The organism is Streptomyces sp. NPDC127119, from assembly GCF_042677425.1.
Classification (GTDB): Bacteria; Actinomycetota; Actinomycetes; order Streptomycetales; family Streptomycetaceae; genus Streptomyces.
Genome location: NZ_JBHXTO010000001.1, coordinates 19,210 through 45,484 on the forward strand (window position 1 = coordinate 19,210; position 26,275 = coordinate 45,484).

General features: G+C 71.1%; 25 protein-coding genes and 1 riboswitch. Of the genes, 18 read left to right on the forward strand and 7 right to left on the reverse strand.

All coding sequences use genetic code 11. The features are described 5' to 3' along the window. Positions 1 to 177: 177 nt before the first annotated feature. A riboswitch (cyclic di-AMP (ydaO/yuaA leader) is annotated at positions 178 to 333 on the forward strand. A gap of 12 nt (positions 334 to 345) precedes the next feature. Both ACFVH5_RS00085 and ACFVH5_RS00090 read left to right on the forward strand, forming a co-directional pair. After that, the gene (locus tag ACFVH5_RS00085; protein WP_385830753.1) at positions 346 to 1,119 is read left to right on the forward strand and encodes a M23 family metallopeptidase; all 774 of its coding nucleotides are present in this window, start codon (positions 346 to 348) and stop codon (positions 1,117 to 1,119) included. A 260-nt stretch (positions 1,120 to 1,379) separates the two neighbouring features. Then, positions 1,380 to 2,072, forward strand: a complete 693-nt coding sequence (locus tag ACFVH5_RS00090; protein ID WP_384798586.1) for a GntR family transcriptional regulator — start codon at positions 1,380 to 1,382, stop codon at positions 2,070 to 2,072. A 318-nt stretch (positions 2,073 to 2,390) separates the two neighbouring features. Here the strand turns inward: ACFVH5_RS00090 and ACFVH5_RS00095 are convergent, their stop codons facing one another. Further along, positions 2,391 to 2,672, reverse strand: a complete 282-nt coding sequence (locus ACFVH5_RS00095) for an HPr family phosphocarrier protein (protein WP_107021509.1) — start codon at positions 2,670 to 2,672, stop codon at positions 2,391 to 2,393. A gap of 172 nt (positions 2,673 to 2,844) precedes the next feature. On the opposite strand from ACFVH5_RS00095, the gene ACFVH5_RS00100 reads away from it, so the two are divergent. From ACFVH5_RS00100 to ACFVH5_RS00115, 4 genes are all read left to right on the forward strand, one after another. After that, positions 2,845 to 5,877, forward strand: coding sequence for a GNAT family N-acetyltransferase (locus tag ACFVH5_RS00100; RefSeq protein WP_385830755.1), 3,033 nt, complete (start codon positions 2,845 to 2,847; stop codon positions 5,875 to 5,877). Between the two features lie 41 nt (positions 5,878 to 5,918). Then, positions 5,919 to 6,506: a DUF5998 family protein gene (locus tag ACFVH5_RS00105; RefSeq protein WP_107021511.1), complete on the forward strand. Its 588-nt coding sequence runs from the start codon at positions 5,919 to 5,921 to the stop codon at positions 6,504 to 6,506. After that, on the forward strand, positions 6,506 to 7,693 hold the full coding sequence (locus tag ACFVH5_RS00110) for an alkaline phosphatase family protein (protein WP_385830757.1): 1,188 nt from the start codon (positions 6,506 to 6,508) through the stop codon (positions 7,691 to 7,693). The genes ACFVH5_RS00105 and ACFVH5_RS00110 overlap by 1 nt, the downstream gene beginning before the upstream one ends. 82 nt (positions 7,694 to 7,775) lie before the next feature. Continuing rightward, positions 7,776 to 8,432 carry a thymidine kinase gene (locus ACFVH5_RS00115; protein WP_384798578.1) on the forward strand — a complete coding sequence of 219 codons (657 nt, stop codon included), beginning with the start codon at positions 7,776 to 7,778 and terminating at the stop codon, positions 8,430 to 8,432. A 10-nt stretch (positions 8,433 to 8,442) separates the two neighbouring features. On the opposite strand, the gene ACFVH5_RS00120 is transcribed toward ACFVH5_RS00115, so the two are convergent. Continuing rightward, positions 8,443 to 9,237, reverse strand: coding sequence for a VOC family protein (locus tag ACFVH5_RS00120; RefSeq protein ID WP_385830758.1), 795 nt, complete (start codon positions 9,235 to 9,237; stop codon positions 8,443 to 8,445). Between the two features lie 313 nt (positions 9,238 to 9,550). On the opposite strand from ACFVH5_RS00120, the gene ACFVH5_RS00125 reads away from it, so the two are divergent. Continuing rightward, on the forward strand, positions 9,551 to 10,378 hold the full coding sequence (locus ACFVH5_RS00125; protein WP_385830761.1) for a sulfurtransferase: 828 nt from the start codon (positions 9,551 to 9,553) through the stop codon (positions 10,376 to 10,378). Positions 10,379 to 10,548: 170 nt separating this feature from the next. On the opposite strand, the gene sepH is transcribed toward ACFVH5_RS00125, so the two are convergent. The 3 genes from sepH to ACFVH5_RS00140 all read right to left on the reverse strand — a co-directional run bounded on the left by sepH (position 10,549) and on the right by ACFVH5_RS00140 (position 14,632). Further along, positions 10,549 to 11,643, reverse strand: coding sequence for a septation protein SepH (gene sepH, locus ACFVH5_RS00130; RefSeq protein ID WP_385830763.1), 1,095 nt, complete (start codon positions 11,641 to 11,643; stop codon positions 10,549 to 10,551). A 471-nt stretch (positions 11,644 to 12,114) separates the two neighbouring features. Next, positions 12,115 to 13,434, reverse strand: coding sequence for a D-arabinono-1,4-lactone oxidase (locus ACFVH5_RS00135; protein WP_385830765.1), 1,320 nt, complete (start codon positions 13,432 to 13,434; stop codon positions 12,115 to 12,117). Next, positions 13,394 to 14,632: an MFS transporter gene (locus ACFVH5_RS00140; protein WP_385830767.1), complete on the reverse strand. Its 1,239-nt coding sequence runs from the start codon at positions 14,630 to 14,632 to the stop codon at positions 13,394 to 13,396. The genes ACFVH5_RS00135 and ACFVH5_RS00140 overlap by 41 nt, the downstream gene beginning before the upstream one ends. A 163-nt stretch (positions 14,633 to 14,795) precedes the next feature. Here ACFVH5_RS00140 and ACFVH5_RS00145 point away from each other — a divergent pair, with 163 nt between their 5' ends. Both ACFVH5_RS00145 and ACFVH5_RS00150 read left to right on the forward strand, forming a co-directional pair. After that, positions 14,796 to 15,923: a ferrochelatase gene (locus tag ACFVH5_RS00145; protein WP_385830769.1), complete on the forward strand. Its 1,128-nt coding sequence runs from the start codon at positions 14,796 to 14,798 to the stop codon at positions 15,921 to 15,923. Continuing rightward, the gene (locus ACFVH5_RS00150; protein ID WP_384798558.1) at positions 15,920 to 16,744 is read left to right on the forward strand and encodes an inositol monophosphatase family protein; all 825 of its coding nucleotides are present in this window, start codon (positions 15,920 to 15,922) and stop codon (positions 16,742 to 16,744) included. Before ACFVH5_RS00145 ends, ACFVH5_RS00150 begins: the two co-directional genes overlap by 4 nt. A 139-nt stretch (positions 16,745 to 16,883) precedes the next feature. Here the strand turns inward: ACFVH5_RS00150 and ACFVH5_RS00155 are convergent, their stop codons facing one another. Further along, complete coding sequence (locus tag ACFVH5_RS00155) at positions 16,884 to 17,057, reverse strand: hypothetical protein (protein WP_169801958.1); 174 nt, start codon at positions 17,055 to 17,057, stop codon at positions 16,884 to 16,886. 425 nt (positions 17,058 to 17,482) lie between these two features. Here ACFVH5_RS00155 and ACFVH5_RS00160 point away from each other — a divergent pair, with 425 nt between their 5' ends. The 4 genes from ACFVH5_RS00160 (at position 17,483) to ACFVH5_RS00175 (ending at position 20,983) form a co-directional block, all read left to right on the forward strand. Next, a complete protein-coding gene (locus ACFVH5_RS00160; RefSeq protein ID WP_055615445.1) occupies positions 17,483 to 18,136 on the forward strand; it encodes a response regulator transcription factor in 654 nt (217 codons plus the stop codon). Positions 18,137 to 18,142: 6 nt separating this feature from the next. Beyond that, entirely contained in the window at positions 18,143 to 19,384 is a 1,242-nt protein-coding gene (locus ACFVH5_RS00165) for a sensor histidine kinase (RefSeq protein ID WP_385830771.1), read from the forward strand. Positions 19,385 to 19,776: 392 nt separating this feature from the next. Beyond that, positions 19,777 to 20,073: a DUF4193 domain-containing protein gene (locus ACFVH5_RS00170; RefSeq protein WP_005481602.1), complete on the forward strand. Its 297-nt coding sequence runs from the start codon at positions 19,777 to 19,779 to the stop codon at positions 20,071 to 20,073. 13 nt (positions 20,074 to 20,086) lie between these two features. Then, positions 20,087 to 20,983, forward strand: coding sequence for a hypothetical protein (locus ACFVH5_RS00175; protein WP_385830772.1), 897 nt, complete (start codon positions 20,087 to 20,089; stop codon positions 20,981 to 20,983). Between the two features lie 188 nt (positions 20,984 to 21,171). On the opposite strand, the gene ACFVH5_RS00180 is transcribed toward ACFVH5_RS00175, so the two are convergent. After that, on the reverse strand, positions 21,172 to 21,633 hold the full coding sequence (locus ACFVH5_RS00180) for a DUF3093 domain-containing protein (RefSeq protein ID WP_385830773.1): 462 nt from the start codon (positions 21,631 to 21,633) through the stop codon (positions 21,172 to 21,174). Between the two features lie 58 nt (positions 21,634 to 21,691). On the opposite strand from ACFVH5_RS00180, the gene ACFVH5_RS00185 reads away from it, so the two are divergent. From ACFVH5_RS00185 to ACFVH5_RS00205, 5 genes are all read left to right on the forward strand, one after another. Then, entirely contained in the window at positions 21,692 to 22,276 is a 585-nt protein-coding gene (locus ACFVH5_RS00185) for a PaaI family thioesterase (RefSeq protein WP_385830775.1), read from the forward strand. Then, positions 22,273 to 22,794, forward strand: coding sequence for a dUTP diphosphatase (dut, locus tag ACFVH5_RS00190; protein WP_385830777.1), 522 nt, complete (start codon positions 22,273 to 22,275; stop codon positions 22,792 to 22,794). Before ACFVH5_RS00185 ends, dut begins: the two co-directional genes overlap by 4 nt. 1 nt (position 22,795) lies before the next feature. Further along, complete coding sequence (locus ACFVH5_RS00195; RefSeq protein WP_385830780.1) at positions 22,796 to 23,554, forward strand: DUF3710 domain-containing protein; 759 nt, start codon at positions 22,796 to 22,798, stop codon at positions 23,552 to 23,554. A gap of 443 nt (positions 23,555 to 23,997) precedes the next feature. Then, positions 23,998 to 24,888: a peptidoglycan-binding protein gene (locus ACFVH5_RS00200; protein ID WP_385830782.1), complete on the forward strand. Its 891-nt coding sequence runs from the start codon at positions 23,998 to 24,000 to the stop codon at positions 24,886 to 24,888. Positions 24,889 to 25,010: 122 nt separating this feature from the next. After that, positions 25,011 to 26,261: an alginate lyase family protein gene (locus ACFVH5_RS00205; RefSeq protein WP_385830783.1), complete on the forward strand. Its 1,251-nt coding sequence runs from the start codon at positions 25,011 to 25,013 to the stop codon at positions 26,259 to 26,261. Positions 26,262 to 26,275 lie beyond the last annotated feature (14 nt).

Genomic DNA, 26,275 nt, shown 5'->3' on the forward strand with positions numbered 1-26,275 from the left:
AGTCACCCGGGCCCTTTTCTGTCCTTCTTCGTCCATGGTTTGTCCGTATTGCAGGGAAGTTGCCTGTCTGCCCTGTGGCATGCGCTACAAAAATGGTGATCCGTTTGTCTATTGAAAGAGGCGCCGCTTAGCGTCGGTCCGGCTGTTCGTCAGGCACTGCGCCGCGTCCGCGGCACCGGACAGTCATCGCCGAGTCCCCGTACGGCGCGAGCCAGGGGAGCCGGGGACCCAGGTCCCTGGGGTGAATCGGACGCCCTTCCCGAAGGGGGTCCGTAGGAGACCTTCCTGCTCCGAACCCGTCAGCTAACCCGGTAGGCGAGAAGGAAGGAAAGGACCAGCCACTTCATGGCGTTCACCCGCGCCACGGGGAAGCACCGTCTTCCCAGCCGCATGACGCGCACCACCCGCAGGACCGTCGGCGTCGCCGCCCTGGCCACCACCGGTGTCGTGGGCACGCTGGCCGCCCCGGCGTTCGCCGCCGAGAGCGAGATCGAGCAGACGGGCCCCCTCAAGGCCGTCACCATGGGCGACTCGGTCGCCCACGAGATCGACGCGCAGGCCGTCGCCCAGCGCCAGGCCGCCGACCAGGCCGCCGCCCGCGAGAAGGCCGAGGCCGCCGCGAAGAAGCGTGCGGAGGAGGCCAGGGAGAAGGCCGAGAAGGAGCGCGAGGCCAAGGCCCGTGCGGCCCGCGAGGCCGAGCGCAAGCGCCTCAACGCCTACACCGCGCCGATCACCGGCTCGTACGTCTCCACGTCCTACCAGGCCGGCGGCGGCATCTGGTCCTCCGGCAGCCACACCGGCATCGACTTCCACGCCGCCAGCGGCACAGCCGTGCACGCGGTGGGCTCCGGCACCGTCGTGGAGGCCGGCTGGGGCGGCTCGTACGGCAACCAGATCGTCATCAAGATGGTCGACGGCACGTACACCCAGTACGGGCACCTCTCGTCCATCGGTGTCTCGGTCGGCCAGACGGTCACTCCGGGGCAGCAGATAGCCCTCTCCGGGGCGACGGGCAACGTCACGGGGGCGCACCTGCACTTCGAGGCGCGGACCACCGCCGAGTACGGCTCCGACATGGACCCGATCGCGTACCTCCGCGGGCACGGCGTGAACGTCTGACCGCACGGCACCCGCCGCCGCGGCTCCGCGCGGCACCGCACCTCCGTCGCAGGCCCCGGCTCACCGAGCCGGGGCCTGCGTGCGTTCGGACGGCTTCCGGTCGCTTTCGTACCGGACGACCGCCTGTTCAGAAGCCCGGTGTGTCCAAAAAATATCCATGGATTCCCGGCTGCCTTCGGAATTTCCCGTTCTCTGCAATAGAGTCACCGAACAAGCGTCAATCGACCGCGTTTCGCGGGGATTAAGGCGGAGGTCCGGTCATGCGTATTCCCGCGCGCTCGGTATGCACGGCGATCCGGGACGACATCGTCGCGGGTGTCTACGAGCGCGGCAGCCGGCTCACCGAAGAACTGCTCGCGCGCCGCTACGGCGTCTCGCGGGTCCCCGTGCGCGAGGCGCTGCGCACCCTGGAGGCGGAGGGCTTCGTGGTCACCCGCCGGCACGCGGGCGCGTGCGTCGCGGAACCCACGGAGCAGGAGGCCGCCGACCTCCTGGAGATGCGCGTGCTGCTGGAGCCGCTGGGCGCCGCCCGTGCCGCCCAGCGGCGCACCGAGGCCCATCTCAAGGTGCTGCGCGGCCTGGTCAGGCTCGGCCAGGAGCGGGCCAGGCGGGGCAACAGCGAGGATCTGCGCTCGCTCGGCGGCTGGTTCCACGAGACGCTCGCGCAGTCCTCGGGCAGCCCGGCGCTGACCTCGACGCTCGGCCAGCTGCGGCACAAGATCGCCTGGATGTACTCGGTCGAGGCGCCCGCGCACCCCGCCGAGTCCTGGACCGAGCACGGGGCCATCGTGGACGCCGTGGCCCGCGGTGACAGCGACCGGGCCAGGGCGATCACGGCGCTGCACACGGAGCGGGCGATGTCCGCGCACCGGCTGCGTTTTCCCGGCGGGGACCGCGCCGAGCGTGTGAGGACTTCGCAACATCCCGTAAACACAGCGGGCCTGCGGCATTAACAGAAGCACCGTATACAAAGAGAGATATTCGGCGGGGCCCTATTTCCGGTGCCCTTTTCTTCCGCGTGCCCTGAATTGCGGAGCACGTCATTTCCGTGTGCGCGGAAGCGGGTGGAGGCGGGCGGAAATCAATACGCCGCAGGCAGGAAAAGAACGGCCCCCGGCCCTGCACGCTCCCGGACGCGCGAACGGCGGAGCCGCGTCGCCCGGGGTGTGGGTGACGCGGCTCCGCCGTACGGGATCCGGGGCGACCGATGGGGTCCGACGGAATCCGGGGAGACCCCAAGAGGTCCCAAGAGGTCCGAGAGGCCCTGAGGGTCAGACGGTCTCGGGGAGTTCGTCGAGGCCCTCGGCGACCAGCTTCGCGAGGCGGTCGAGCGCGGCGTCCGCACCCTCGGCGTCGGAGGCCAGGACGATCTCCTCGCCGCCCTGGGCGCCCAGGCCGAGGACCGCGAGCATGGACGCGGCGTTGACGGGGTTGCCGTCGGCCTTGGCGATCGTCACGGGGACGCCGGTGGCCGTGGCCGCCCGGACGAAGATGGAGGCGGGACGGGCGTGCAGGCCCTCGGCCCAGCCGACGTTGACGCGGCGCTCAGCCATGTGATGCTGCCCTTCAGGTGTCAAGGTTGTCTAGACCAGTGTTCCATACGGTGAACAGTGGGGCGTGCCGTGCGCGGGTGCGGGCCCGGACCGGCCCGGGCCCCAAGACTGCCCCGGGTCCCCGCCGGGCGCGAACCCGCCGTTGTCGGACCCGAGTCGTACTCTGGGCCCCATGCAGACCCCGACGGACCGGCACGAGTACCCCGCTCACTGGGAGGCCGACGTCGTGCTGCGCGACGGCGGCACCGCGCGCGTCCGGCCCATCGCGGCCGACGACGCGGACCGCCTCGTCAGCTTCTACGAGCAGGTGTCCGCCGAGTCGAAGTACTACCGCTTCTTCGCGCCGTACCCGCGTCTGTCCGCCAAGGACGTCCACCGTTTCACCCACCACGACTTCGTGGACCGGGTGGGACTCGCGGCGACCGTCGGCGGCGAATTCATCGCCACCGTACGGTACGACCGCATCGCCGCGGACGGCCGGCCCGCCTCCGCCCCCGCGGACGAGGCGGAGGTCGCCTTCCTCGTCCAGGACGCCCACCAGGGCCGCGGCGTGGCCTCCGCCCTGCTCGAACATGTCGCGGCCGTCGCCCGTGAGCGCGGCATCCGCCGCTTCGCCGCCGAGGTGCTGCCCGCCAACAGCAAGATGATCAAGGTCTTCACGGACGCCGGATACCAGCAGAAGCGCAGCTTCGAGGACGGCGTCGTACGCCTGGAGTTCGACCTGGAGCCCACCGACCGTTCGCTCGCCGTGCAGCGCGCGCGGGAGCAGCGGGCGGAGGCGCGTTCCGTGGCCCGGCTCCTGGCACCCGGTTCGGTCGCGGTCGTCGGAGCGGGCCGCACACCCGGGGGAGTGGGCCGCAGCATCCTGGACAACCTGCGCGACGCGGGCTTCACCGGGCGTCTGTACGCGGTGAACGGCGCACTTCAGGAGAAGGAGCTCGCCGGAGTCCCGGCCCACCGCTCCGTGCGCGACATCGGCGAGCCCGTCGACCTCGCGGTGATCGCCGTCCCGGCCGAGCGGGTCCCCGAAGCGGTCGCGGAGTGCGGCGAGCACGGGGTGCAGGGGCTCGTCGTGGTCTCCGCGGGGTACGCCGAGAGCGGCCCCGAGGGCAGGGAGCGCCAGCGCGAGCTCGTACGCCAGGTGCGGACGTACGGAATGCGCCTGATCGGGCCGAACGCCTTCGGAGTCATCAACACCTCCCCGCGCACCCGGCTCAACGCCTCGCTCGCCCCGGAGATGCCACGCACCGGACGCATCGGCCTGTTCGCCCAGTCCGGAGCCATCGGGATCGCGCTGCTGTCCCGGCTGCACCGGCGCGGCGGCGGGGTCACCGGGGTGACGGGCGTGTCGACCTTCGTCTCCTCCGGCAACCGCGCGGACGTGTCCGGCAACGACGTCCTTCAGTACTGGTACGACGACCCGGACACCGATGTCGCGCTCATGTACCTCGAATCGATCGGCAACCCCCGGAAGTTCACCCGCCTCGCCCGGCGCACGGCCGCGGCCAAGCCGCTGGTCGTCGTCCAGGGCGCGCGGCACGGCGGAGCCGCGCCCCAGGGACACGCGGTACGGGCCACCCGGCTGCCGCACGCCACGGTGTCCGCCCTGCTGCGGCAGGCCGGCGTCATCCGGGTGGACACGATCACCGAGCTGGTCGACGCGGGGCTGCTCCTGGCACGCCAGCCCCTGCCCGCGGGCCCCAGGGTGGCGATCCTCGGGAACTCCGAATCGCTCGGGCTGCTGACGTACGACGCGTGTCTCGCCCAGGACCTGCGGCCGCTGCCGCCCCGCGACCTGACGACGGGCGCCTCCGCCGAGGACTTCCGGGACGCGCTGGCGCACGCCCTGGCCGACGACGCCTGCGACGCCGTCGTGGTCACCGCGATCCCGGCGGTGGGCGAGAGATCGGCGGCGGACGCCGCGCTGGCGGAGGCCCTGCGTTCGGCATCGGCGGCGGCTCCCGCCAAACCGGTCCTCGTGGTGCACGTGGAGCTGGGCGGACTCGCGGAGGCCCTGTCCGCGGCGGCCAGCACCGCACCGGCCGGAAGTACGGCACCGGCCGACACCACAGCGGACGGCACGTCACGGGTCGCCACCACACCGGATGGCGCCACACCGGACGGCACCTCACCGTTCGCCGGCACACCGGACGGCGCCACACCGCTCGGCGCCGCGTCAGCGGCAGCCGGCCCCGCCCCACAAACCGCTCCCGTCCTCCCCGAGGCGGCGGACGGCGCCGGGGCGGAGAGCGCCGCGGTGGACTCCCGGCTCATCCCCGCCTACCCCGCCGCCGAGCGGGCCGTGCGCGCGCTCGCGGAAGCGGTGAAATACGGCCAGTGGCGGCAGGAGGCCGCCGATCCGGGGCGGGTGCCCGAGTACGAGGACATCGACGAGAAGGGCGCGGCCGAACAGATCGGCCGCCTTCTCGTCGACGGGGAGGGCAGCACCACCGCGGAAGCGGGACAGACGGAGCCGGGAGCGGCGGTGCCGGCGTGGGAGCCGGGCCCGGCCGAGGGCGCGCTCACCCTCGGCCCCGACGACACCTGCGCCCTCCTCGCCCGGTACGGCATCGATGTCCGCCGAGCCCTGCCCGCGCCCACCCCCGGGGAGGCCGTCGCCGCGGCGGAACACCTCGGCCACCCCGTGGCCCTGAAGACCACCGCCCCCCACCTGCGGCACCGCGCCGACCTCGGCGGCGTCCGCCTCGACCTGGCGGACGAGGAGCAACTGCGGCGCGCGTACGCCGAGTTGACCAGTCTCTTCGGAGAGCCCGAGGAACTGCGCCCGGTGGTACAGGCCATGGCACCGCGCGGCGTGGACACGGTCGTACGGGCGGTCATCGACCCGGCCGCCGGAGCGGTGCTCTCCTTCGGGCTCGCCGGAGCGGCGTCGGAACTGCTCGGAGACACCGCGCACCGACTGATTCCGGTCACCGACCGCGACGCCGCCTCACTGGTCCGATCCATCCGGACCGCGCCCCTCCTCTTCGGCTGGCGCGGCTCGGCCCCCGCGGACGTCGCGGCACTGGAGCACCTGCTGCTGCGCCTGTCACGGCTCGTCGACGACCACCCCGAAGTCGTCTCCGTGTCCCTGGAACCGGTCGTCGTCGCCCCGCATGGGCTGAGCGTGCTCGGCGCGTCCGTACGGCTCGCGCCGCCGCCCGCCCGCGACGACCTCGGCCCCCGCACGCTTCCTGTGTACTGAGCGGTGCCTCGCAGTCAGTACGCCCCCGTAGAATGGACATCATGGCCAAGACCAGTACGACGACCCAGGGGCTGCGAGCGGCGATCGAGCGCAGCGGCTACTACCCGGCCCTCGTGGCCGAGGCGGTGGAGGCCGCTGTAGGGGGCGAGCCCATCCGGTCGTATCTGGTCCACCAGGAGACGACGTTCGACGCGAACGAGGTGCGCCGGCATGTGACGGTGCTCGTTCTCACGGGCAACCGTTTCATCGTGAGCCACACCGACGAGCAGGCGGCGGACAGCACGTCCCCCACGCCGTACGCGACGACGTCCACCGAGTCCGTGAAGCTTGGCCGGATCTCGTCCGTCGTGCTCAGCCGGGTCGTGGCGAACCCCGAGAAGTACGTGGTGGGGACCCTTCCGCGCGAGGTCGTCCTCACGATCGGCTGGGGCGCGGTCGCCCGTATCGACCTGGAGCCCGCGGCCTGCGGCGACTCCAACTGCGAGGCTGACCACGGCTACACCGGCAGTTCGACGGCGGACGACCTGAGCCTGCGCGTCAGCGAGGCCGGTGACGGGCCGGACGCCGTGCGCCAGACGCTCGCCTTCGCGCAGTCGCTCTCCGAGGCGACCGCGGACGTCACCCGCTGATGTCCCAGCAAGTCTGGGACGACCCGGAACCGCTCACCGTCGAATCAGCGCCCGTACCCGAGTACGGAACGGGGTCGCTCGCCGACCTCCTGCCCACCCTGGCCGCGGGCATGGACGTACCGGACATGACCGCCTCGCTCGGCGAACTGGGCCCGGCCGACCGGAACTGCGTCTTCCTCATCGACGGCCTCGGCTGGGAACAGCTGAAGGCCCACCCGGACGAGGCCCCGTTCATGAGCTCCCTGCTGGGCAGCTCGCGCGGCGGCACCGGACGGCCGATCACGGCGGGCTATCCCGCGACCACCGCCACCTCGCTGGCCTCGGTCGGCACCGGACTGCCCCCGGGAGCCCACGGACTGCCCGGCTACACCGCGCGCAACCCGGAGACCGGCGAGCTGATGAACCAGCTCCGGTGGATCCCCTGGACCAAGCCGGGCAAGTGGCAGCCGTACCCCACGGTGTTCCAGCTGGCCGACGCGGCGGGTGTGCACACGGCCCAGGTGTCGGCCCCGCACTTCCAGAACACCCCCCTGACCAAGATCGCGCTCAGCGGCGGCACGTTCCACGGCCGGCTGACCGGCGAGGACCGCATGGACATGGCGGCCGAGCAACTGGCCGCCGGGGACCGCTCGCTGGTCTACACGTACTACGCGGAGGTCGACGGCAAGGGGCACCGCTTCGGCATCGACTCCGACGCCTGGCGCGGACAGCTCATGTACGTGGACCGGCTGGTCCAGCGCCTGGCCGAGCAACTGCCGCCGCGCGCGGCCCTGTACGTCACGGCCGACCACGGCATGATCGACATCCCCTTCGACGAGCAGCACCGGATCGACTTCGACGAGGACTGGGAGCTGCGCGCGGGCGTCGCCCTCCTCGGCGGCGAAGGACGCGCCCGGCATGTGTACGCGGTGCCGGGCGCCGAGTCGGACGTCCTGACCTGCTGGCGCGAGGTGCTCGGCGAGCAGTTCTGGGTGGCCTCGCGCGACGAGGCGATCGCGGCGGGCTGGTTCGGCCCGCACGTCGACGAGCGGGTGTACGCGCGCATCGGCGACGTGGTCGCGGCAGCCCGGGACGACGTGCTGATCACCGCGTCCGAACGGGAGCCGAAGGAGTCGCTGATGGTCGGCAACCACGGCTCGATGACCCCGGCGGAACAGCACATTCCACTGCTGGAAGTGCGTTCCTGACCCTCCGCCCGCCGCGCGCCGTCACCCGCCCACCCCTCACTCCACCGCCGCTCCGTCCCTGCTGAAAGGTGCTCGACTCCCCATGCCCGAGCTGGTGTTCTTCTCCGGAACCATGGACTGCGGGAAGTCGACGCTGGCTCTGCAGATCGAACACAACCGCTCGGCCCGCGGCCTGCAGGGCATGATCTTCACCCGGGACGACCGCGCGGGCGAGGGCAAGCTCTCCTCACGGCTCGGCCTGGTCACGGACGCGGTGGAGGTCGAGGAGGACCAGGACGTGTACGCGTACCTCGTCGAGCACCTCTCGCGGGGCGGCAGGGCGGACTACGTCATCGCCGACGAGGCACAGTTCCTCGCCCCCGAGCAGATCGACCAACTCGCCCGCGTGGTCGACGATCTGGACATCGACGTCTTCGCCTTCGGCATCACCACCGACTTCCGCTCCAAGCTCTTCCCGGGCTCCCAGCGACTCGTCGAACTGGCCGACCGCGTCGAGGTCCTGCAGGTCGAGGCCCTCTGCTGGTGCGGCGCCCGCGCCACCCACAACGCCCGCACCATAGGCGGCCGGATGGTCGTCGAGGGCGCCCAGGTCGTCGTCGGCGACGTCGACCAGTCGGAGGACATCGGTTACGAGGTGCTGTGCCGCCGTCACCACAGCCGGCGGATGACCGCGGCGACCGCGCGGGCGGGCGTCCTGTCCCCGGACGTACTCCCGGTGGACACCGCGGCGCGCGGCTGACGCGTACGTCCTAGCGGCTGGTCCGCACCAGTGAGAACGCCGCGCCCTCCAGGTCCGCCACCTTGGCGACCCGGCCGTACGCGCTGTCGTGGGCCGGCCTGAGGACGTGGCCGCCCAGTTCGACGACCAGGGCCACCGCCGCGTCCACGTCGACGACCTCGAAGTACGTCATCCAGTGGGCGCCCCGGTCGCGGGGCAGGGCGTTGCCGACGCCGTGGATGCCGGCCACCGGGCGGCCCTTGATGTGCAGGGTGACGTAGTCGGAGTCGGCGGAGACGACGGGCTCCTCCTCGTAACCGAAGACCGTCTCGTAGAACTTGGCCACACCCGCGGATTCCCTGGTGACCAGCTCGTTCCAGGTGGGGGTCCCGGGAACCCCGGCGAGGCCCGCACCGAGATGGGCCGCGGCCTGCCAGACGCCGAACACGGCGCCCGAGGGGTCCGAGGCGATCGCCAGGCGGCCGGCGGCGTCGGCGACCAGCGGACCGACGCCGACCGTGCCGCCGCTGTGCCGGACCGTCTCCGCCGTCAGGTCCACGTCGTCCGAGGCGAGGTAGGGCGTCCACGCGACGGGCAGATGCCGGTCCGGTGGGAGCTGGCCGATGCCCGCCACCTCCTGCCCGTCCAACTGCGCCCGCACGTAGGCGCCCAGCTGCTGCGGACCGGGCTGGAACTCCCAGCCGAACAGCTCCCCGTAGAACTCCTGGGTCGCGGCCATCCCGTGCACCATCAGACTCACCCAGCAGGGCGTGCCGGGCGTGTACGCAGAGCCGTTCAGGCCGGCCGACTCCCGTGCCTCGGTCATCGTCACCCTCTCCTCGGCGCCTCGCGGGGCCGCTTCACTTCCGCTGTCGAACCGGGCGTACCGCCGTCCTGGACCGCGGCGCCCGGTGCCGATGGTCGCACCACCGGCGGTAAGCCGCGCCACGGCCGGACGGCCCTCGGCGGGAGGATGCCCGCATTCCTGTTGCCCATCCGTTTCCCCGCGATTGCCTGAGCATGTCCATCGGCCGTACAGCGTGTGCCCGTTCCTGCACGCCGTGTGGTCGGGTCGGCCCGGCGGAGCACAGTAGCCGGACCTGGACGAAGTGGCCACCCCGTGCGCGAGGATGGTGGCCATGAACGCCATCATCTCCGCATCCCGACTCGCGAGCGACCTGACGGGGCCGAACCCGCCGGTCGTGCTGGACATCCGCTGGCAGCTGGGTGGCCCCAACCTGCGCCGTTCCTACGAGGAGGCACACATTCCGGGTGCCGTCTACGTGGACCTGGACACCGAACTCGCCGGTCCCGCCGGCGCGGCGGGACGCCACCCGCTGCCGGACCCGGAGGTCTTCGGCGAGGCCATGCGCGCGGCCGGGGTCTCCGAGGACCGTGACGTCGTCGTGTACGACGGAGGGCTCGGCTGGGCCGCCGCGCGGGCCTGGTGGCTGTTGCGCTGGACGGGTCACCCGTCGGTGCGCGTGCTTGACGGCGGCTTCGCGGCCTGGAGCGGTCCGGTCGAGAGCGGCCGTGCCGCTCCGGCCGCCGGCACGTTCGTACCCGCTCCGGGGAAGGTGTCCGTGCTCGACGCCGACGGCGCCGCGGCGCTGGCCCGCACCGGTCTGCTGCTCGACGCCCGGGCCGCCGAGCGCTATCGCGGTGACGTCGAGCCGATCGACCGGGTCGGCGGCCACATCCCCGGCGCGGTGTCGGCGCCGACCACCGGGAATGTGGCCGAATCCGGTCGCTTCCTGCCGGCGGGTGAACTCGCCGACCGTTTCGCCTCCCTGGGCGCCGACGGCTCTTCGGAGGTCGGCGTCTACTGCGGGTCGGGCGTCTCCGGCGCGCACGAGGTTCTCGCGCTGGCGGTCGCGGGCATTCCGGCCGCGCTGTACGTGGGGTCCTGGTCGGAGTGGTCGCGGGACGAGGGGCGCCCGGTCGCGACCGGCCCCGATCCGCAGTAGCGCCAGGGGCACCGGCGGACGGTCCGACACGGAAGGGTGAACCAGTAAGGAACGTCGGACCCGCAGGAGCAGCCGGACCGGTGGGCGAGCGCGGACCGGTGACGAAGGGCGGACGGAAGGGCAGAGGGCTCGCACCGAGACGGTGCGAGCCCCTGTCACTTCGCCACTTCTCAGTCCTGCTTCTTGCGTCGCGTCCCGAAGACGATCTCGTCCCAGCTGGGCACGGCCGCTCTGCGTCCCGGACGGACGCCGTCCGCCTCGGCCTGCCGGTCGGTGGCGCCGACGAGCCGGTCGCGGTGGCTGGCCACCGAGCGCGGCATGAGCACGTCCGCGTAGGCCGAACCGGCCGAGGCCGCGGGAGCCGGCGGCTCCTCCACCTCGGGCTCCGTTACGGGCGGTTCCTCCGTCGCGGAGCGTTCCGTGGCCGAGGTCGTGGAGGCCGTCGAGGCGGCGGGTCCTGCCGAGGGCCGCTCGGGCACGACCATGTCCCCGCGGAAGCTGGGCACCGCCTCCAGAAGGCTGGTCAGGGAGTCGCGCTCACGCTCGCTGATGCCCTCCTCGATGTCCGGCTCGGACGACGGCGGCAGGCCGGGCCGCTCGATCTGCCGGTCCAGGGCGCGGTCCAGCGGACGGTCGCGGGGCAGCCGCGCGATGCGCGGTACGAACGGGAAGCTGGGTTCGGCGGAGCCGAGGTCGTCGGACTCGCCGATCAGCGAGCGCGCCTCGTCGTCGACGGCCTGGACGAGCCGCCGGGGCGGGTCGTACGTCCAGCTCGCGGAGTGGGGTTCGCTCGCCACGCGGTAGACGAGCAGCACCTCCCAGGTGCCGTCGTCGCGGCGCCAGGAGTCCCACTGGACGGTCTCCTTGTCGGCGCCGCGGTGCAGCAGGCGCTCCTGCACGGCCTCGCCGAGCTGGGGGCCGGTCGTCTCGCCGGGGCGGCGGACGGGAGTCTTGCGGGCCCGCTCCGCCATGAAGGCACGCTCGGCGAGCACGGGTCCCTCGAAGCGGCGCACCCGGTCGACGGGGATTCCGGCGAGCTGGGCGACCTCTTCGGCGGATGCTCCCGCGCGTATGCGGGCCTGGATGTCTCGGGGGCGGAGATGGCTCTCCACCTCGATCTCGATCTGGCCGAGGCGGGGACGATCGCCGCGTACGGCGGCGCGTAGACGCTCGTCAATCGGAAGCGTGTACTCCGTGCTGTCCGCAGCCTTCAGCACCAGCCGTGTGCCGTCGTTGGAGACGGCCACGACACGCAGTTCGGGCATGGGGACCTCCCGGGTGGTGCCTGCCGACGTCACGTGCGTCGCTGCTTCCGCTAGTCGAGTGTGGCCTGCCCGGGTGCAGCCTGCCACAACCTTGCCGAGTTGCCCGGCGTGTCGGACGGTGGCCCGAACTCGCCGTTATGGCACGGTTACCTATTCGCAACGCTAAGTGACGACCCTCATCACCCTGTGCAACGGGCCCCCTCTCGGCGGTCCTGTACGGCTCCGGACACCCTGGCGTGCGTCCGGTCCCAGGGCTCGCAACAGTACTCCATTCGGGCCACTTGCGTGGATCGGCACGCCACCGAACTTCTGTCCGGAGGCGGGAGTTGGCCGTCCGGGGTGACGTTTTCGTGATCATGGTGAGACTGATTCTTCACATGATCGCCGGAAGTGGAGGGAGTCGCTTCGACCGTACGTCCTGTGCTCGGGCAATCGGTCGGCGTGAGGGCTGCTCATGGTCTGCCCGGACCGTCAGTCGCCCAGGATCCGCCGCAGGTAGTCGTTGCCGAAACGCCGTTCCGGGTCGAGGCGGTCGCGCAGCGCGGTGAACTCGTCGAAGCGCGGATAGACGCCGGCGAAGTACTCCGCGTCCCGGGTGTGGACCTTGCCCCAGTGGGGCCGGCCCTCGTGCGCGGTGAAGATCCGCTCGGCGGCGCTGAAGTACGCCTGGTAGGGCGTCCCCCTGAACATGTGGACCGCGATGTACGCGCTGTCCCGGCCGGACGCGGTGGAGAGGGTGATGTCGTCCGCGGGGGCCGTGCGCACCTCCACCGGGAAGCTGATGCGCAGAGGCGAACGGTCGACCATGGCCTTCAGTTCGCGCAGGGTCTCGACCAGAGCGGCTCGCGGAACCGCGTATTCCATCTCCGTGAAACGCACTCGGCGGGGAGAAGTGAAGACCTTGTAGGGAATGTCGGTGTAGGTGCGCGCGGACAGGGCGCGGCTGGAGATCCGGGCGATCGAGGGGATCGTGGCGGGGACGGCCCGGCCCACGTAGTTGGCCGCCTGGAAGACCCCGTTCGAGAGGAACTCGTCCTCGTACAGGCCGCGGACGGTACCGACCGGCTTCTCCGGGCCCACGCTGCGGTTGTTGCGCTTGGTGTTGCAGTTGCCGGTGTGGGGGAACCAGTAGAACTCGAAGTGCTCGTTCTCCGTGAACAGTTCGTCGAAGGAACCCGTCACCTCGTCGAAGCCCATCGGCTCCTCGCGGGCCGAAAGGAGGAAAAGGGGCTCCACGGAGAAGGTGATCGCGGTGATGATCCCCAGGGCGCCTATCCCGATCCGGGCCGCCGCGAAGATCTCGGGGTTCTCCTTCTCGGAACAGGCGAGGACCGAGCCGTCGGCGGTCACCAGTTCAAGTCCCGCGATCTGGGCGGCGATCGAGGCGGAGTCGCGGCCGGTGCCGTGCGTGCCGGTGCTGGTCGCGCCCGACACCGTCTGCTCCATGATGTCGCCCATGTTCGTGAGCGACAGACCCTCCCGGGCCAGGGCGAGGTTGAGGCGCTTGAGCGGTGTGCCGGCCTCGACCGTGACGGTGCCGTTGTCCCGGTCGATCCTGCGGATGCCGGTCAACAGTTGAGGGCGGATCAACACGCCGTCGGTCGCCGCCGCCGCGGTGAAGGAGTGGCCGGTGCCGACGGCCTTGACCCTGAGTCCGTCCTCGGCGGCCCGGCGCACGGCGGCGGAGAGTTCCTCCACGGAGGCAGGAGTGACCTCCCGGGCCGGCCGGGCGGTGACGTTCCCGGCCCAGTTACGCCAGGTGCCGCTCTTCGCGCTCACTGTGCTTCTCATGGGTTCCTCCCCGCTGCGGAACCGGCCTGCTGAGCCGGCGATACCCGAGGAAACCCACCGCGACCGCGACAGCCCCGGCCGCGACCGGGACCCCGTACCCGGCCCGCGCCCCGGCTGTGTCGATCACCCAGCCGGACAGGGAGGAACCGAGCGCGACCCCGACCGCGAGCCCGGTGCTCACCCATGTCATGCCCTCGGTCAGTTTCGCGCGTGGTACGTGCAGTTCGACGAGGGCCATCGTCGTGATCATCGTCGGTGCGATGGACAGGCCCGCAACGAACAGCGCCACAGCCAGGAACGGCAGGTTTCCGACCAGTAGCAGAGGGATCATACTCACGGCCATGGCGCAGATGCCCAGTACCCACCTGCGGGCGGGCGCCCCTCCGAAGCGCAGCAGCCCGAAGACGGCCCCGGCCACGCACGAGCCCGCCGCGTAGACGGCCAGGACGACGCTCGCCGCGCCCTTGTGACCCTCCTCGTCGGCGAAGGCCACGGTGACCACGTCGACCGCGCCGAAGATCGCGCCGGTCGCCACGAAGGTGGCGACCAGGACCTGCAGTCCGGCCGAGCGCAGCGCCGAGCCGCCCGTGTGGTGCCCACGCGGATGCGGCGGGGGTTCGGTGGCGCGCTGGGACGTCAGCCAGAAGACACCGGCCGCCAGGAAGAGGGCCGCCAGCAGCGGCCCGGCCTCCGGGAACCACACGGTGCACAGGCCGATGGAGATGATCGGCCCGAAGATGAAGCAGATCTCGTCGACGACGGACTCGAAGGCGTACGCGGTGTGGAGTTCGGGCCTGCCCCGGTAGATGAGCGCCCAGCGTGCCCTCGTCATCGCGCCGACGCTCGGTACGCAGCCGATGCCGGCCGAGCAGAGGAACAGCACCCAGTCCGGCCCGTCGAAGCGGGTGGTCAGCAGGAGACCGGCGGACGCGGTGAGCGCGGACAGTGTGGCGGGCCGCAGTACCCGCCGCTGCCCGTACCGGTCCACCAGGCGGGATATCTGTGGCCCGAGCACCGCCGCGGAGAGCGCGATCGTCGCCGAGAGGGCGCCCGCGAGCCCGTACCGCCCGGTGACCTGGGAGATCATCGTGACCACGCCGATGCCCATCATCGACAGCGGCATCCGGCCGAGGAGGCCCGCGGTGGTGAAGCCCTTGGAGCCGGGCGCGGCGAACAGGGCGCGGTAGGGGCTGAGCACGGGGGTCTCCGGTGAAGGTCCGGGTAAGGCGTAAATCCGACGGATACAGCTTACGAGCCAGGTGACCCTAACCCATCCGCTGATTTCCCCGTCCACCGTGTCCACCTGCCGTTCGGCCCCCCGCCGATGCCCGGCTGTCGGAGGCGGATGGCAGGATCGAGGTATGCGAGACGCGCTCGATGCCACTCCCTACGACGCCCTGCTCCTGCTCTCCTTCGGAGGCCCCGAAGGCCCCGACGAAGTGGTCCCGTTCCTGGAGAACGTGACCCGGGGCCGGGGCATCCCCAAGGAACGCCTCAAGGAAGTGGGGCAGCACTACTTCCTGTTCGGCGGGGTCAGCCCGATCAACGACCAGAACCGCGCCCTGCTGGACGCCCTGCGCAAGGACTTCGCGGAGCACGGCCTGGACCTGCCCGTGTACTGGGGCAACCGGAACTGGGGTCCGTACCTGACGGACACCCTGCGCGAGATGGTCGCCGACGGCCGCCGCCGCGTCCTGGTGCTGGCCACGAGCGCGTACGCCTCGTACTCGGGCTGCCGGCAGTACCGCGAGGACCTGGCCGGGGCCCTGGCGACCCTGGAGGGGGAGGGTCTGGAGCTGCCGCGGATCGACAAGCTCCGGCACTACTTCAACCACCCGGGCTTCGTCGAGCCGATGACAGAGGGCGTCCTGAAGTCCCTCGCCGAGCTTCCCGAGGACGTCCGCGCGAGCGCGCACATCGCCTTCACGACGCACTCGATCCCGACGTCCGCGGCGGACACCTCCGGACCGGTGGAGGGCCACGGGGACGGCGGGGCGTACGTACGGCAGCACCTGGACGTCGCCCGACTCGTCGCCGACGCGGTGCGCGAGCGGACCGGGACCGAGCACCCCTGGCAGCTCGTCTACCAGTCGCGCTCGGGAGCCCCGCACATCCCGTGGCTGGAGCCGGACATCTGCGACCACCTGGAGGAGCGGCACACGGCCGGCGTCCCCGCGGTGGTGATGGCACCCATCGGGTTCGTCTCGGACCACATGGAGGTCCTGTACGACCTCGACACGGAGGCCGCGGCGAAGGCCGCGGAGCTGGGTCTGCCGGTGCGCCGCGCGGCCACCGTGGGGGCCGACCCGCGCTTCACCGCCGCGATCCGCGACCTCGTCCTGGAGCGGGCCGCCACCGAGAACGGCAGAGACGTTTCGCCCTGCGCCCTCGGTGCCCTCGGCCCGAGCCACGACCGCTGCCCCGCTGGCTGCTGCCCGGCCCGCGCCCCCAAGCCCGCCGCCGCAGGCGCCGACAGCCCGTACGTATGAGGAGCCCCGTGACCGCCACAGCGAACGACGAGCTGAAGGCCGAACTGCTGGAGATCGCGCTCGACGCTGCCCACCGCGCGGGCGCCTTCCTCCGGGACGGCCGCCCCGACGACCTCGGCGTGGCCGCGACCAAGTCCAGCGCCGTCGACGTCGTCACCGAGATGGACATCGCCTCCGAGAAGCTGATCACCGGTCTGCTGGCCGACGCCAGGCCGGACGACGGCGTCCTGGGGGAGGAGGGCGCCGACATCAAGGGCAGCAGCGGCGTCCAGTGGGTGATCGACCCGATCGACGGGACGGTCAACTATCTGTACGGGCTCCCCAGTTGGGCCGTCTCAATCGCGGCCCGCAAGGACGGCGAGACGCTCGTCGGGGTCGTGCACGCCCCGATGCGCGCGGAGACCTACCGGGCCGTCCTGGGCGGCGGCGCCTTCGTCGACGACCGCCCCGCGCGCGTGCGGCCCGCCCCCGACCTCGGGCTGGCCCTCGTCGGCACCGGCTTCGGCTATCTCGCGGACCGCAGGACCCGGCAGGCCGAGGTGGTCGGACAGCTGATCGCCCAGGTCCGCGACATCCGCCGCGGCGGCTCGGCGGCCATCGACCTGTGCGACGTGGCGACGGGCCGCCTGGACGCGTACTACGAGAGGGGACTCAACCCCTGGGACTACGCGGCGGGTGACCTGATCGCCCGGGAGGCGGGCGCGCTGACCGGCGGACGCCCCGGAGAGCCCCTGTCGACCGACCTGACCGTCGCCGCCCCGCCCGGCCTCTTCGAGACCCTCCAGTCCCGGCTCGACGAACTCGGCGCCTGGCACGACTGACGCCGCACGACGTACAGGGCGTGACCGATACCGCGCGACAGGTACATGACTCGCTGTGCGCGGCCGGCGTCGCGTCACGGACGACCGAGCGGGGCCCCGGGCTGGATCTGCCGGGGCCCCGCTCCTGTCACGAGCTGGGTCAGACGTGTGACACGCCGACCTGCACACCGTGCTCCGCGGCAAGGCGGTGCAGGTCGTCGAGTTCGGCCTGCTCGACCTCCGCGAGGAAGTCGTCGCCGGTCTCGCGAGCCATCGTCAGGTCGGACTCGGTCGCCCTTATGCGCTGCAGAAGTCCTGCGGTGAATGCGTCCATGCTGCGCCCCCTCGTCCTGGGTCGTGGGTCGGTAATGGCACGGGGGTGTGCCGTTCGGAAGGGGCGATCACGTCTCCAGGGATGCCCGGCGCTGCCCAGCCGGGCGGCGTCAGTGCCGGACACCCACGCCCGCTCTGCGGAAGCGGACCATGACGTACCGCCGGGTGGTGCGGCACAAGCAGAGCGTGATCGCGGGGTGTAAAGCCGTCCTCCCCTCGCTCCCTTTCACGGAAACCTCAACCTCCCGAGAAAATCTGGCATTCCCCGCTCCTGAACCCGTCTTACAGCCGACTTATGGCCGAAAAGGGCAGGATGGAGTCCCACCCTCCCCGCTCTCGGCTGCGTTCGAGCGGGAGGACCCCATCGGACCCGCCCGTGTACGCCGCGAAGGCGCTACGCGGGTGGACACAGGAAGGACAAGCGACGTGCGCGTACTCGTCGTCGAGGACGAGCAGCTGCTCGCCGATGCGGTGGCCACCGGACTGCGCCGGGAGGCCATGGCCGTCGACGTCGTGTACGACGGCGCGGCCGCCCTGGAGCGCATCGGCGTCAACGACTACGACGTGGTCGTCCTCGACCGTGACCTCCCGCTCGTGCACGGCGACGACGTCTGCCGGAAGATCGTCGAGCTCGGCATGCCGACCCGCGTGCTGATGCTCACGGCCTCCGGGGACGTCAGCGACCGGGTGGAGGGCCTGGAGATCGGCGCCGACGACTACCTCCCCAAGCCCTTCGCGTTCAGTGAGCTGACGGCACGCGTGCGTGCACTCGGCCGGCGTACGAGCATGCCGCTGCCGCCCGTCCTGGAGCGCGCCGGGATCAAGCTCGACCCCAACCGACGCGAGGTCTTCCGCGACGGCAAGGAGGTCCAGCTCGCGCCCAAGGAGTTCGCCGTTTTGGAGGTCCTGCTGCGCAGCGAGGGCGCGGTCGTCTCCGCCGAGCAGCTCCTGGAGAAGGCCTGGGACGAGAACACCGACCCGTTCACCAACGTCGTGCGGGTCACGGTGATGACCTTGCGCCGCAAGCTCGGCGAGCCGCCGGTCATCGTCACCGTGCCCGGCTCCGGATACCGGATCTGACCCCCGATGACCACCACCCCCGCGCCTCCCAAGGCGCCCCCGAAGCCCACCTGGGACCCGAGGAAACCGGAACCCCCCTTCCCCTGGCTGCGTCCGACCATCCGGATACGGCTCACGCTGCTGTACGGCGGGATGTTCCTGATCGCCGGGATCCTGCTGCTGTCGATCATCTATCTGCTGGCGGCCCAGGCCCTGCACGAGGGCAGCGGCGTCGACTTCCAGGTGACCGGCAGCAACCTCGAACTCACCAGCGCCACCTGTCCGCAGCTGAGCGGAGCCGGCAACAACCAAGAGCTGAACGCCATGCTCAAGGAGTGCACCGCCGTCCAGCGCCAGCACGCCCTGGACGGACTGCTCAGCCGCTCGCTGATGGCCCTCCTCGGCCTCGCCGTGATCGCTTTCGCGTTCGGTTACGCGATGGCCGGCCGGGTTCTCTCGCCGCTGGGCCGCATCACCCGCACCGCGCGCGCGGTGGCGGGCTCGGACCTGTCCCGGCGGATCGAGCTGGACGGCCCCGACGACGAGCTCAAGGAGCTGGCGGACACCTTCGACGACATGCTGGAGCGGCTGCAGCGGGCCTTCACTGCCCAGCAGCGGTTCGTCGGGAACGCCTCGCACGAGCTGCGGACGCCCCTGGCGATCAACCGCACGCTCCTGGAGGTGCACCTGTCCGATCCGGGCGCCCCCATGGAGCTGCAGCAGCTGGGCAAGACCCTGCTCGCCACCAACGAGCGCAGCGAGCAGCTCGTCGAGGGCCTGCTGCTGCTCGCCCGCAGCGACAACCAGATCGTCGAGCGCAAGCCGGTCGACCTCGCCGAGGTCGCCTCGCAGGCCATAGACCAGGTGCGCGGCGAGGCCGACGCGAAGGGTGTGGAGGTGCGCGGGGAGCGGGCCGCCGCGGTCGTCCAGGGCAACGGCGTCCTCCTGGAGCGGATCGCCCTGAACCTCGTCCAGAACGCCGTGCGCTACAACGTGGCACAGGACGGCTGGGTCGAGGTCGTCACGCAGGTGCAGCACGGCCAGGCGGTCCTCACGGTCTCCAACACCGGACCCGTGGTCCCCGCGTACGAGGTCGACAATCTTTTCGAGCCGTTCCGGCGGCTGCGCACCGAGCGGACGGGAAGTGACAAGGGTGTGGGGCTGGGACTGTCGATCGCCAGGTCGGTGGCCCGCGCCCACGGTGGCCACATCGTCGCGGAACCGCGCGAGGGGGGTGGCCTGGTGATGCGAGTAGCCCTACCTATCTGAGACCATGTCGCCGACACGCGAGGATGTTCGCTTTGCGCGGAATTTCCCGGGCAGACGAAAGGCACGCTCGTGTGTGATCGATCACAGGGCCAATTTCCGGTCATCTACCCTCCGTGATCAATAGGGCCGCCGTAAAGCCGGGAAAATCCGGGTTTTCGGGGGTCGAGATCACGGGAAGTACACGGTGAGACGCCTTTGAAGTGCGGCATTCGGACCGTGTACGGTCCGCTTCGCCATCCAAGCCGATCACTCCTCGGGAGTCCGGTTGGGTGTCGATTGAGTAACAGACCTTGATGTGAGGCAAAATCTCCGCCTCAGGTCGGGCACAAGTCCGGCCTCTCACGCGTTACCTGCGCTGAGACACCGCAGACACCCAGAGGGGGAGAGCGACAATGGCAACGGATTACGACACCCCACGCAAGACCGACGACGACGTCGACTCGGACAGCCTTGAAGAACTGAAGGCTCGCCGGAACGACAAGTCGACTTCGGCGGTCGACGTGGACGAGTTCGAGGCTGCCGAAGGCCTGGAACTGCCCGGAGCGGACCTTTCGAACGAGGAACTGGCCGTCCGGGTCCTGCCGAAGCAGCAGGACGAGTTCACCTGCATGAGCTGCTTCCTGGTCCACCACCGCAGTCAGCTGGCCCGCGAGAAGAACGGTCAGCCGATCTGCCGCGACTGCGACTGAGGCAGGGTCGGCCGTGACAGGCTCGACCCCGCCCTGGAAGCGCCGCTTCCGTGACCGGGGAGCGGCCGGTCCGTCCCAGGACGGCTTGCACGACGACGAGCGGGGCCACCCGGCCTCGCTCGAAGCAGCGGACGCGACAGGCGCTTCCGGCGCCCTGGAGGTGCCGGTGACCAAGGCGCCTGTCGCCAGACGCCGGGCGGCCGCCGTCGGCCACGGGGTCGCGGAGGGCGTCCGTAAGGGCGGCAGCCGGGCCAGGGCCGCCCTGGCGTACGTCACCGACCCCATTATCGAGATGGCCCCGCGGATCCCCGTACGCGACCTCGCCGCACTCCGCCGGCAGTTTCCGGGCCTGGGGCCCGAACAGCTCGCGGACAAACTCGTCGCGGGCGCGTGCAACGCGACGTCCACCGTGGGCGCCGGCGTCGGCGCCGCCGCGATGATGCCCGTACCGCCGGCCATGCCCACGGAGCTGGCCGCCGAGGTCACCGGCGTCGCCGCGATCGAACTGAAACTGATCGCCGAGCTGTACGAGGTCTACGGCCTGCGACCGCCTGGCAATCTGAAAGAGCGCTCCACCACGTATCTGAACTCGTGGTCCGAGGAGCGCGGCATCGACGTGACCAAGCCGTCAACGCTCAACGCGGCCCTCGGGGGCCAGATGAAGCGCGAGCTGCGCCAGCAGATTATGAAGCGCACGGTCCGCAACCTGCCGAACCTGATGCCCTTCATGGTGGGCGCGGCCGTCGGGGCGCTCATGAACCGCCGTGACACGAGAAAGCTCGCGGACCGGGTCCGCAAGGACCTCCGCAAGGTGCAGGTCCCCTGGGACGCCCTCCCGGCGCTGCCGCCCCTGGAGGAGCCGGCCGACCCGCTGAGCATGGGCGACCTCCGCGGAGAGCTGGGGCGCTGATCCCGAACGGATCCACCGGTCCCGCCCCCCCCGCGGCGGGCAAAGTTCTGACCGCCCAAAGGAAAAGTTTCCGTACGAGTACACGTACGGAAACTTGTTCGGGTTCGGGCTCGGACACAGATGCGGGCCGGACGTCGTGGTGGACACCGGGACGGCCCCGGTGCGGTCCGGCCGCGGTCGCCGCCCGTCTACGCGTTCGTGCGCGCGGACTCCAGGGCCGCCGCCAGCCGCTCCGGGTCACGGGTCGACAGATAGACGTACGGAGTCGGGTCGGCCGGGTCGGTGATGTCCACGCGCAGGGCCGTCGGGATGTACGCCCGCAACAGCATGTGGGCGCGCGCGTCGGCCTTGAACGACCGCCAGGCGCGGGCCTCTTCGGGGTCGAGGACGTGTGCCTCGCCCAGGGCGGAGACCGGGATCCTGGCGTCCCCGGCGATCAGGGCGCCGCCCACCACACGGATCCGTGCGGAGCCGTACGAACTGGCCACCACCGCCGACACCGCCGTGCCGCCGACCAGGCCGCCCAGCAGGGGGAGCGTGCCGAAGGGGAGCAGGATCAGCGCCATCGAGACGCCCACCAGCAGGCAGACGAACCACCAGGATCGGGGCGCGGTCAGACGTTCTTCGTACGGCGAGGCGGAGGGCTGCATACCGCCAAGCCTGCCACGGTGCGTACGGGCCGCTGACGCGGAGGTAAGGTCTGCGCCTGTGAGTGGTACATCTTCGGCCCTGCGGCCCCCGGCCGACGCCGTGGCGCCGGTGCGCCATCCCGACGCGCCCGCCCCGGGCGAGCTCCTCGGCGCGCACTACGCCCAGTGTTTCGGCTGCGGCGGCGGACAGACGCACGGACTGCACCTGGAGGCCCGCGCGGGCGACGGGGTGCGGATCACCGCAGAGTTCACCGTGCAGAGCGCGCACCAGGGTGCTCCCGGTCTGGCGCACGGCGGCGTCCTCGCCACTGCCCTCGACGAGACCCTCGGCTCGTTGAACTGGCTGCTGCGCACCATCGCCGTCACCGGCCGCCTGGAGACCGACTTCGTACGGCCCGTGCCCGTGGGCACCGTGCTGTATCTGGAGGCCGAGGTCACGGCGGTGGCCGGACGCAAGATCTATTCGTCCGCCACGGGACGGATCGGTGGCCCCGAGGGGCCCGTCGCCGTCCGCGCGGACGCCCTCTTCATCGAAGTGAAGGTCGACCACTTCGTGGACAACGGCCGGCCGGAGGAGATCCGGGCGGCCATGGACGACCCCGACCAGGTCCGTCGTGCCCGTGCTTTCGAGGTGAACCCGTGACCCCCGCCAAGACCCCGGTGGGCGTGCTGATCAAGCGCGTCGACCCGGACGTACCGCTTCCGCACTACGCGCATCCCGGCGACGCCGGCGCGGACCTGCGGACCACCGAGAGCCATGTGCTGGAGCCCGGCGAACGCGCCGTGCTCCCCACCGGGGTCTGCATCGCGCTTCCCGAGGGGTACGCCGCCTTCGTGCACCCCCGTTCGGGGCTGGCCGCCCGCTGCGGTGTCGCTCTCGTGAATGCCCCGGGGACGGTTGATGCCGGGTACCGTGGGGAGATCAAGGTGATCGTGGTGAATCTCGACCCGCGCGAGTCCGTGCGGTTCGAGCGCTTCGACCGGATTGCCCAACTGGTCGTCCAGCAGGTCGAGAAGGTGAGCTTCCAGGAAGTCGCGGAGCTTCCCGACTCGGCGCGGGCCGCAGGGGGCTTCGGGTCCACCGGCGGGCATTCCGCGGTGGGCGGCACAACGGGTGGGAATCGATACGCTTCGGTCGTATCCGACCGGGAAGGACAGTGACGTGTTCGGACGTCGCAAGAAGGGCAGTGCCGCCGAGGACGCGGCGGGCGAGGCCGAGCAGGTCGACGGAGTCGGCACTGAGGCGGACGGGGCGGAGCGCGAGCGCGTGAGGCTCGAACCGGAGCCGCGCCCCGACGGTCCCTGGGACAGCACCGAGGTGCGCGATCCGGCCGACGGCCGGGTCGACCTGGGCGGCCTTTTCGTGCCCGGGGTCGACGGCATGGAGCTCCGGGTGGAGGTCGCGGGCGACGCGATCGTCGCGGCCACCGTGGTGCTCAAGGACAGCGCCGTCCAGCTGCAGGCCTTCGCCGCTCCCAAGCGCGAGGGCATCTGGGGCGAGGTGCGCGAGGAGATCGCCACCGGCATCACCCAGCAGGGCGGTGTCATCGACGAGGTCGAGGGTCCGCTGGGCTGGGAGCTGCGCGCTCAGGTACCGGTGCAGCTGCCGGACGGCACGGGCGGCTTCCAGGTCGTCCGGTTCATCGGTGTGGACGGTCCCCGCTGGTTCCTGCGCGGAGTGATCTCCGGGCAGGGCGCGGTGCAGCCGCAGGCCGCCGGTCTGCTGGAGCAGATCTTCCAGGACACCGTGGTGGTCCGCGGAGAGGGCCCGATGGCCCCGCGCGACCCGATCGTGCTGAAGCTGCCGGACGACGCGCAGATGGTCGCTGAGGGTGTTCAGCAGGAGGAGCAGGCCGGGTCCCGCTTCTCCGGCGGCATGGGGCAGTTGCAGCGCGGACCGGAGATCACCGAGGTCCGCTGACGCTTCGACGGCCGCGTACCCGTACGTGTGCGACGGGCCGCATTCCCTTAGGGGAGTGCGGCCCGTCGTCGTGCGCGGCCGGGTGCGGCCGGTGCGCCCCGGATGGGGCTCTCGGGGTCGTCAACCGCAGGTTGGCGTGGGTGTGCCGGACGATGGGCGAGCCATGGGGCACCGGCGGACGGGCCGGGTCGGAGTGAGGAGTGGCGGGCGCGGCGGGGGTGGTGGTCGCGGACGCTCTTCATGCCGTCCCTCCCTCGTCCGTATCTGGACATTGATGCCTTTCGAGGGGCTGCGTGTGGGCCAAACGAGTGAAGAAGACCCCGAGTCGCCCTCCGGATGTGACTACGCTGCGTCACCCTGGGCATGACGAAGGAGGGTGGAGCGTTCAACTTCCTTGATCCACACCCGACTTGCCGATCATGCGAATCCATGGGGGATGCGACGTGGGTACCAACTGGATCGAGAAGGCGCAGCGCTTGGGGGACGGGAGCATCGGAGGCGCGATGGATCTCCCGTCGGTTCCGGGCCGGGTCGTCTGGCACACCACCGAGAGCGGCGCGGGCGACGACGCCTTCAAGGCCGTGGCGGCGCATCTGATCCGCAAGACCGCCGAGCCGCACCTGCTCTACGACCCGACGACCGACCGCCTCGGACAGTTCGGCCCGCTGAACCACAGCGCCCGCGCACTGCTCAACGACGGTTCGACGAGGACCAATCGCGTCGGAAAGGTCTGCATCCAGATCGAGGTGCTGGGACGGGCCGCCAAGCCGTTCACCAAGACCTGGGAGCCGGGCCCGAACTACCGGGCCATGATGGCCGCGATCCGCTCCTGGAAGATCCCGGACACCTTCCCGGCCGGGCGCCTCGCGACCTCGGCCGCCGACGCCACCAACCGCCCCCGCTCGGTCTGGATGAGCAAGGGCGGCCACTACGGCCACGCGAACATCCCGGGCAACGACCACTGGGACCCGGGCGACATCGACAGGTCCGCCCTCTTCGAAGCGGCCCCGGCCGAGAAACCGGACAGTGGCAGCGCGGCCGTCAAGCCCGTCGTCGACCTCAGCAATCTGATCGCCGCCGCGCGCCGCGACCCGGGGCTGCCCCAGGGCGGCAAGACGCACAAGCCGGACGTCCTGGTCGTCGAAAAGGCGTTGGTGGCAGAGGGGTTGCTGCCCGCGCAGTGGGCCGACGGGTCCTTCGGCAGCAGGACCGTCGAGGCGTACGCGGCCCTGCAGCGCCGCTACGGCTTCAGTGGCGCGGAGGCGAACGGCATCCCGGGGCAGACCACCCTCAAGAAGCTCGGCCGGCAGCACGGTTTCACGGTCAAGGCCTGAGCGGTCCGCAGCCGACGCCCGCCGTTTCTCTTGACGCGGACATGGTCTGTACCTATGGTCCCGGCCAACGCCTGTGTTCATAAAGGCATTCCGTGTTCACATACGAGAACGGATGGCCCCCCATGAAGCCGACCGCTCCGATCCCCCCACGTCCCTCACGCTCACGCCCGGCACGCCTCGCGCGCCACCGCCGGGCGTCCCGCTTCGCGCTCCTCGCCACCGTCACCGCCCTCCTGGCCGGCGCCCTCGCCTGGCCCGCCGCCCCGCGCGCCGAGGCGGCCCCCGCGACCTTCGCGCACCCCGGGGTCACCGTCTCCCGCGGCCAGTTGGACTTCGCCCGACAGCAGGTCAACGCGGGTGCGCAGCCCTGGAAGGGCGCCTACGACCAGATGATGTCGAGCAAGTACGGCTCGCTCACGCGCACCGCCAAGCCCCGCGCGGTCGTGGAGTGCGGCTCGTACTCGAACCCCAACTACGGCTGCACCGACGAGCGCGAGGACGCGATCGCCGCGTACACCCAGGCGCTGGCCTGGTACGTCACGCGCGACGCCCGGTACGCGAAGAAGGCGATCGAGCTGATGGACGCCTGGTCCGCGACCATCAAGGACCACACCAACAGCAACGCACCGCTGCAGACCGGCTGGGCGGGCTCGTCCTGGCCCAAGGCCGCCGAGATCATCAAATACACGTACGACGGCGGCTGGGCGAACTCCGGGCGCTTCTCGACGATGCTGCGTGACGTCTATCTGCCGAAGGTCATCAACGGCTCGAACTCCAACGGCAACTGGGAGCTGTCGATGATGGAGGCCGCCGTCGGCATCTCCGTCTTCCTGGAGGACAAGGCCTCGTACGACAAGGCCATGGCCAAGTTCCGCACCCGTACGGCCGCCTACGTCTACATAGCCGCCGACGGCGCCCTGCCGAAGACCGTGCCGAGCCAGAACCTCGACACCACCCAGAAGATCGTCAACTACTGGCAGGGACAGTCCACCTTCGTCAACGGGGTCACCCAGGAGACCTGCCGCGACTTCACCCACACGGGATACGGGATCTCCGCGATCGCGCACATCGCCGAGACCAGCCGCATCCAGGGCCAGGACCTGTACGGCACCGACGTCGGCGAGCGGCTGCGGCACGCGCTCGGCTTCCAGGCGAAGTACCAGCTCGGCGAGGCGGCCCCGAGCTGGCTGTGCGGCGGGTCGCTGAACCTCGGGCTCGGACCGGTCACCGAGGTCGGTTACAACGCCCTGCACAACCGGCTCGGCATCGCCATGAGCAACACCGAGCGGCTGACGGCGCAGAACCGTCCGGCGGGCAGCAACAACCTGTTCGTCGCCTGGGAAACGCTCACGCACGGCGACAACCCGAGCTGAGCCGTTGCAGGTCC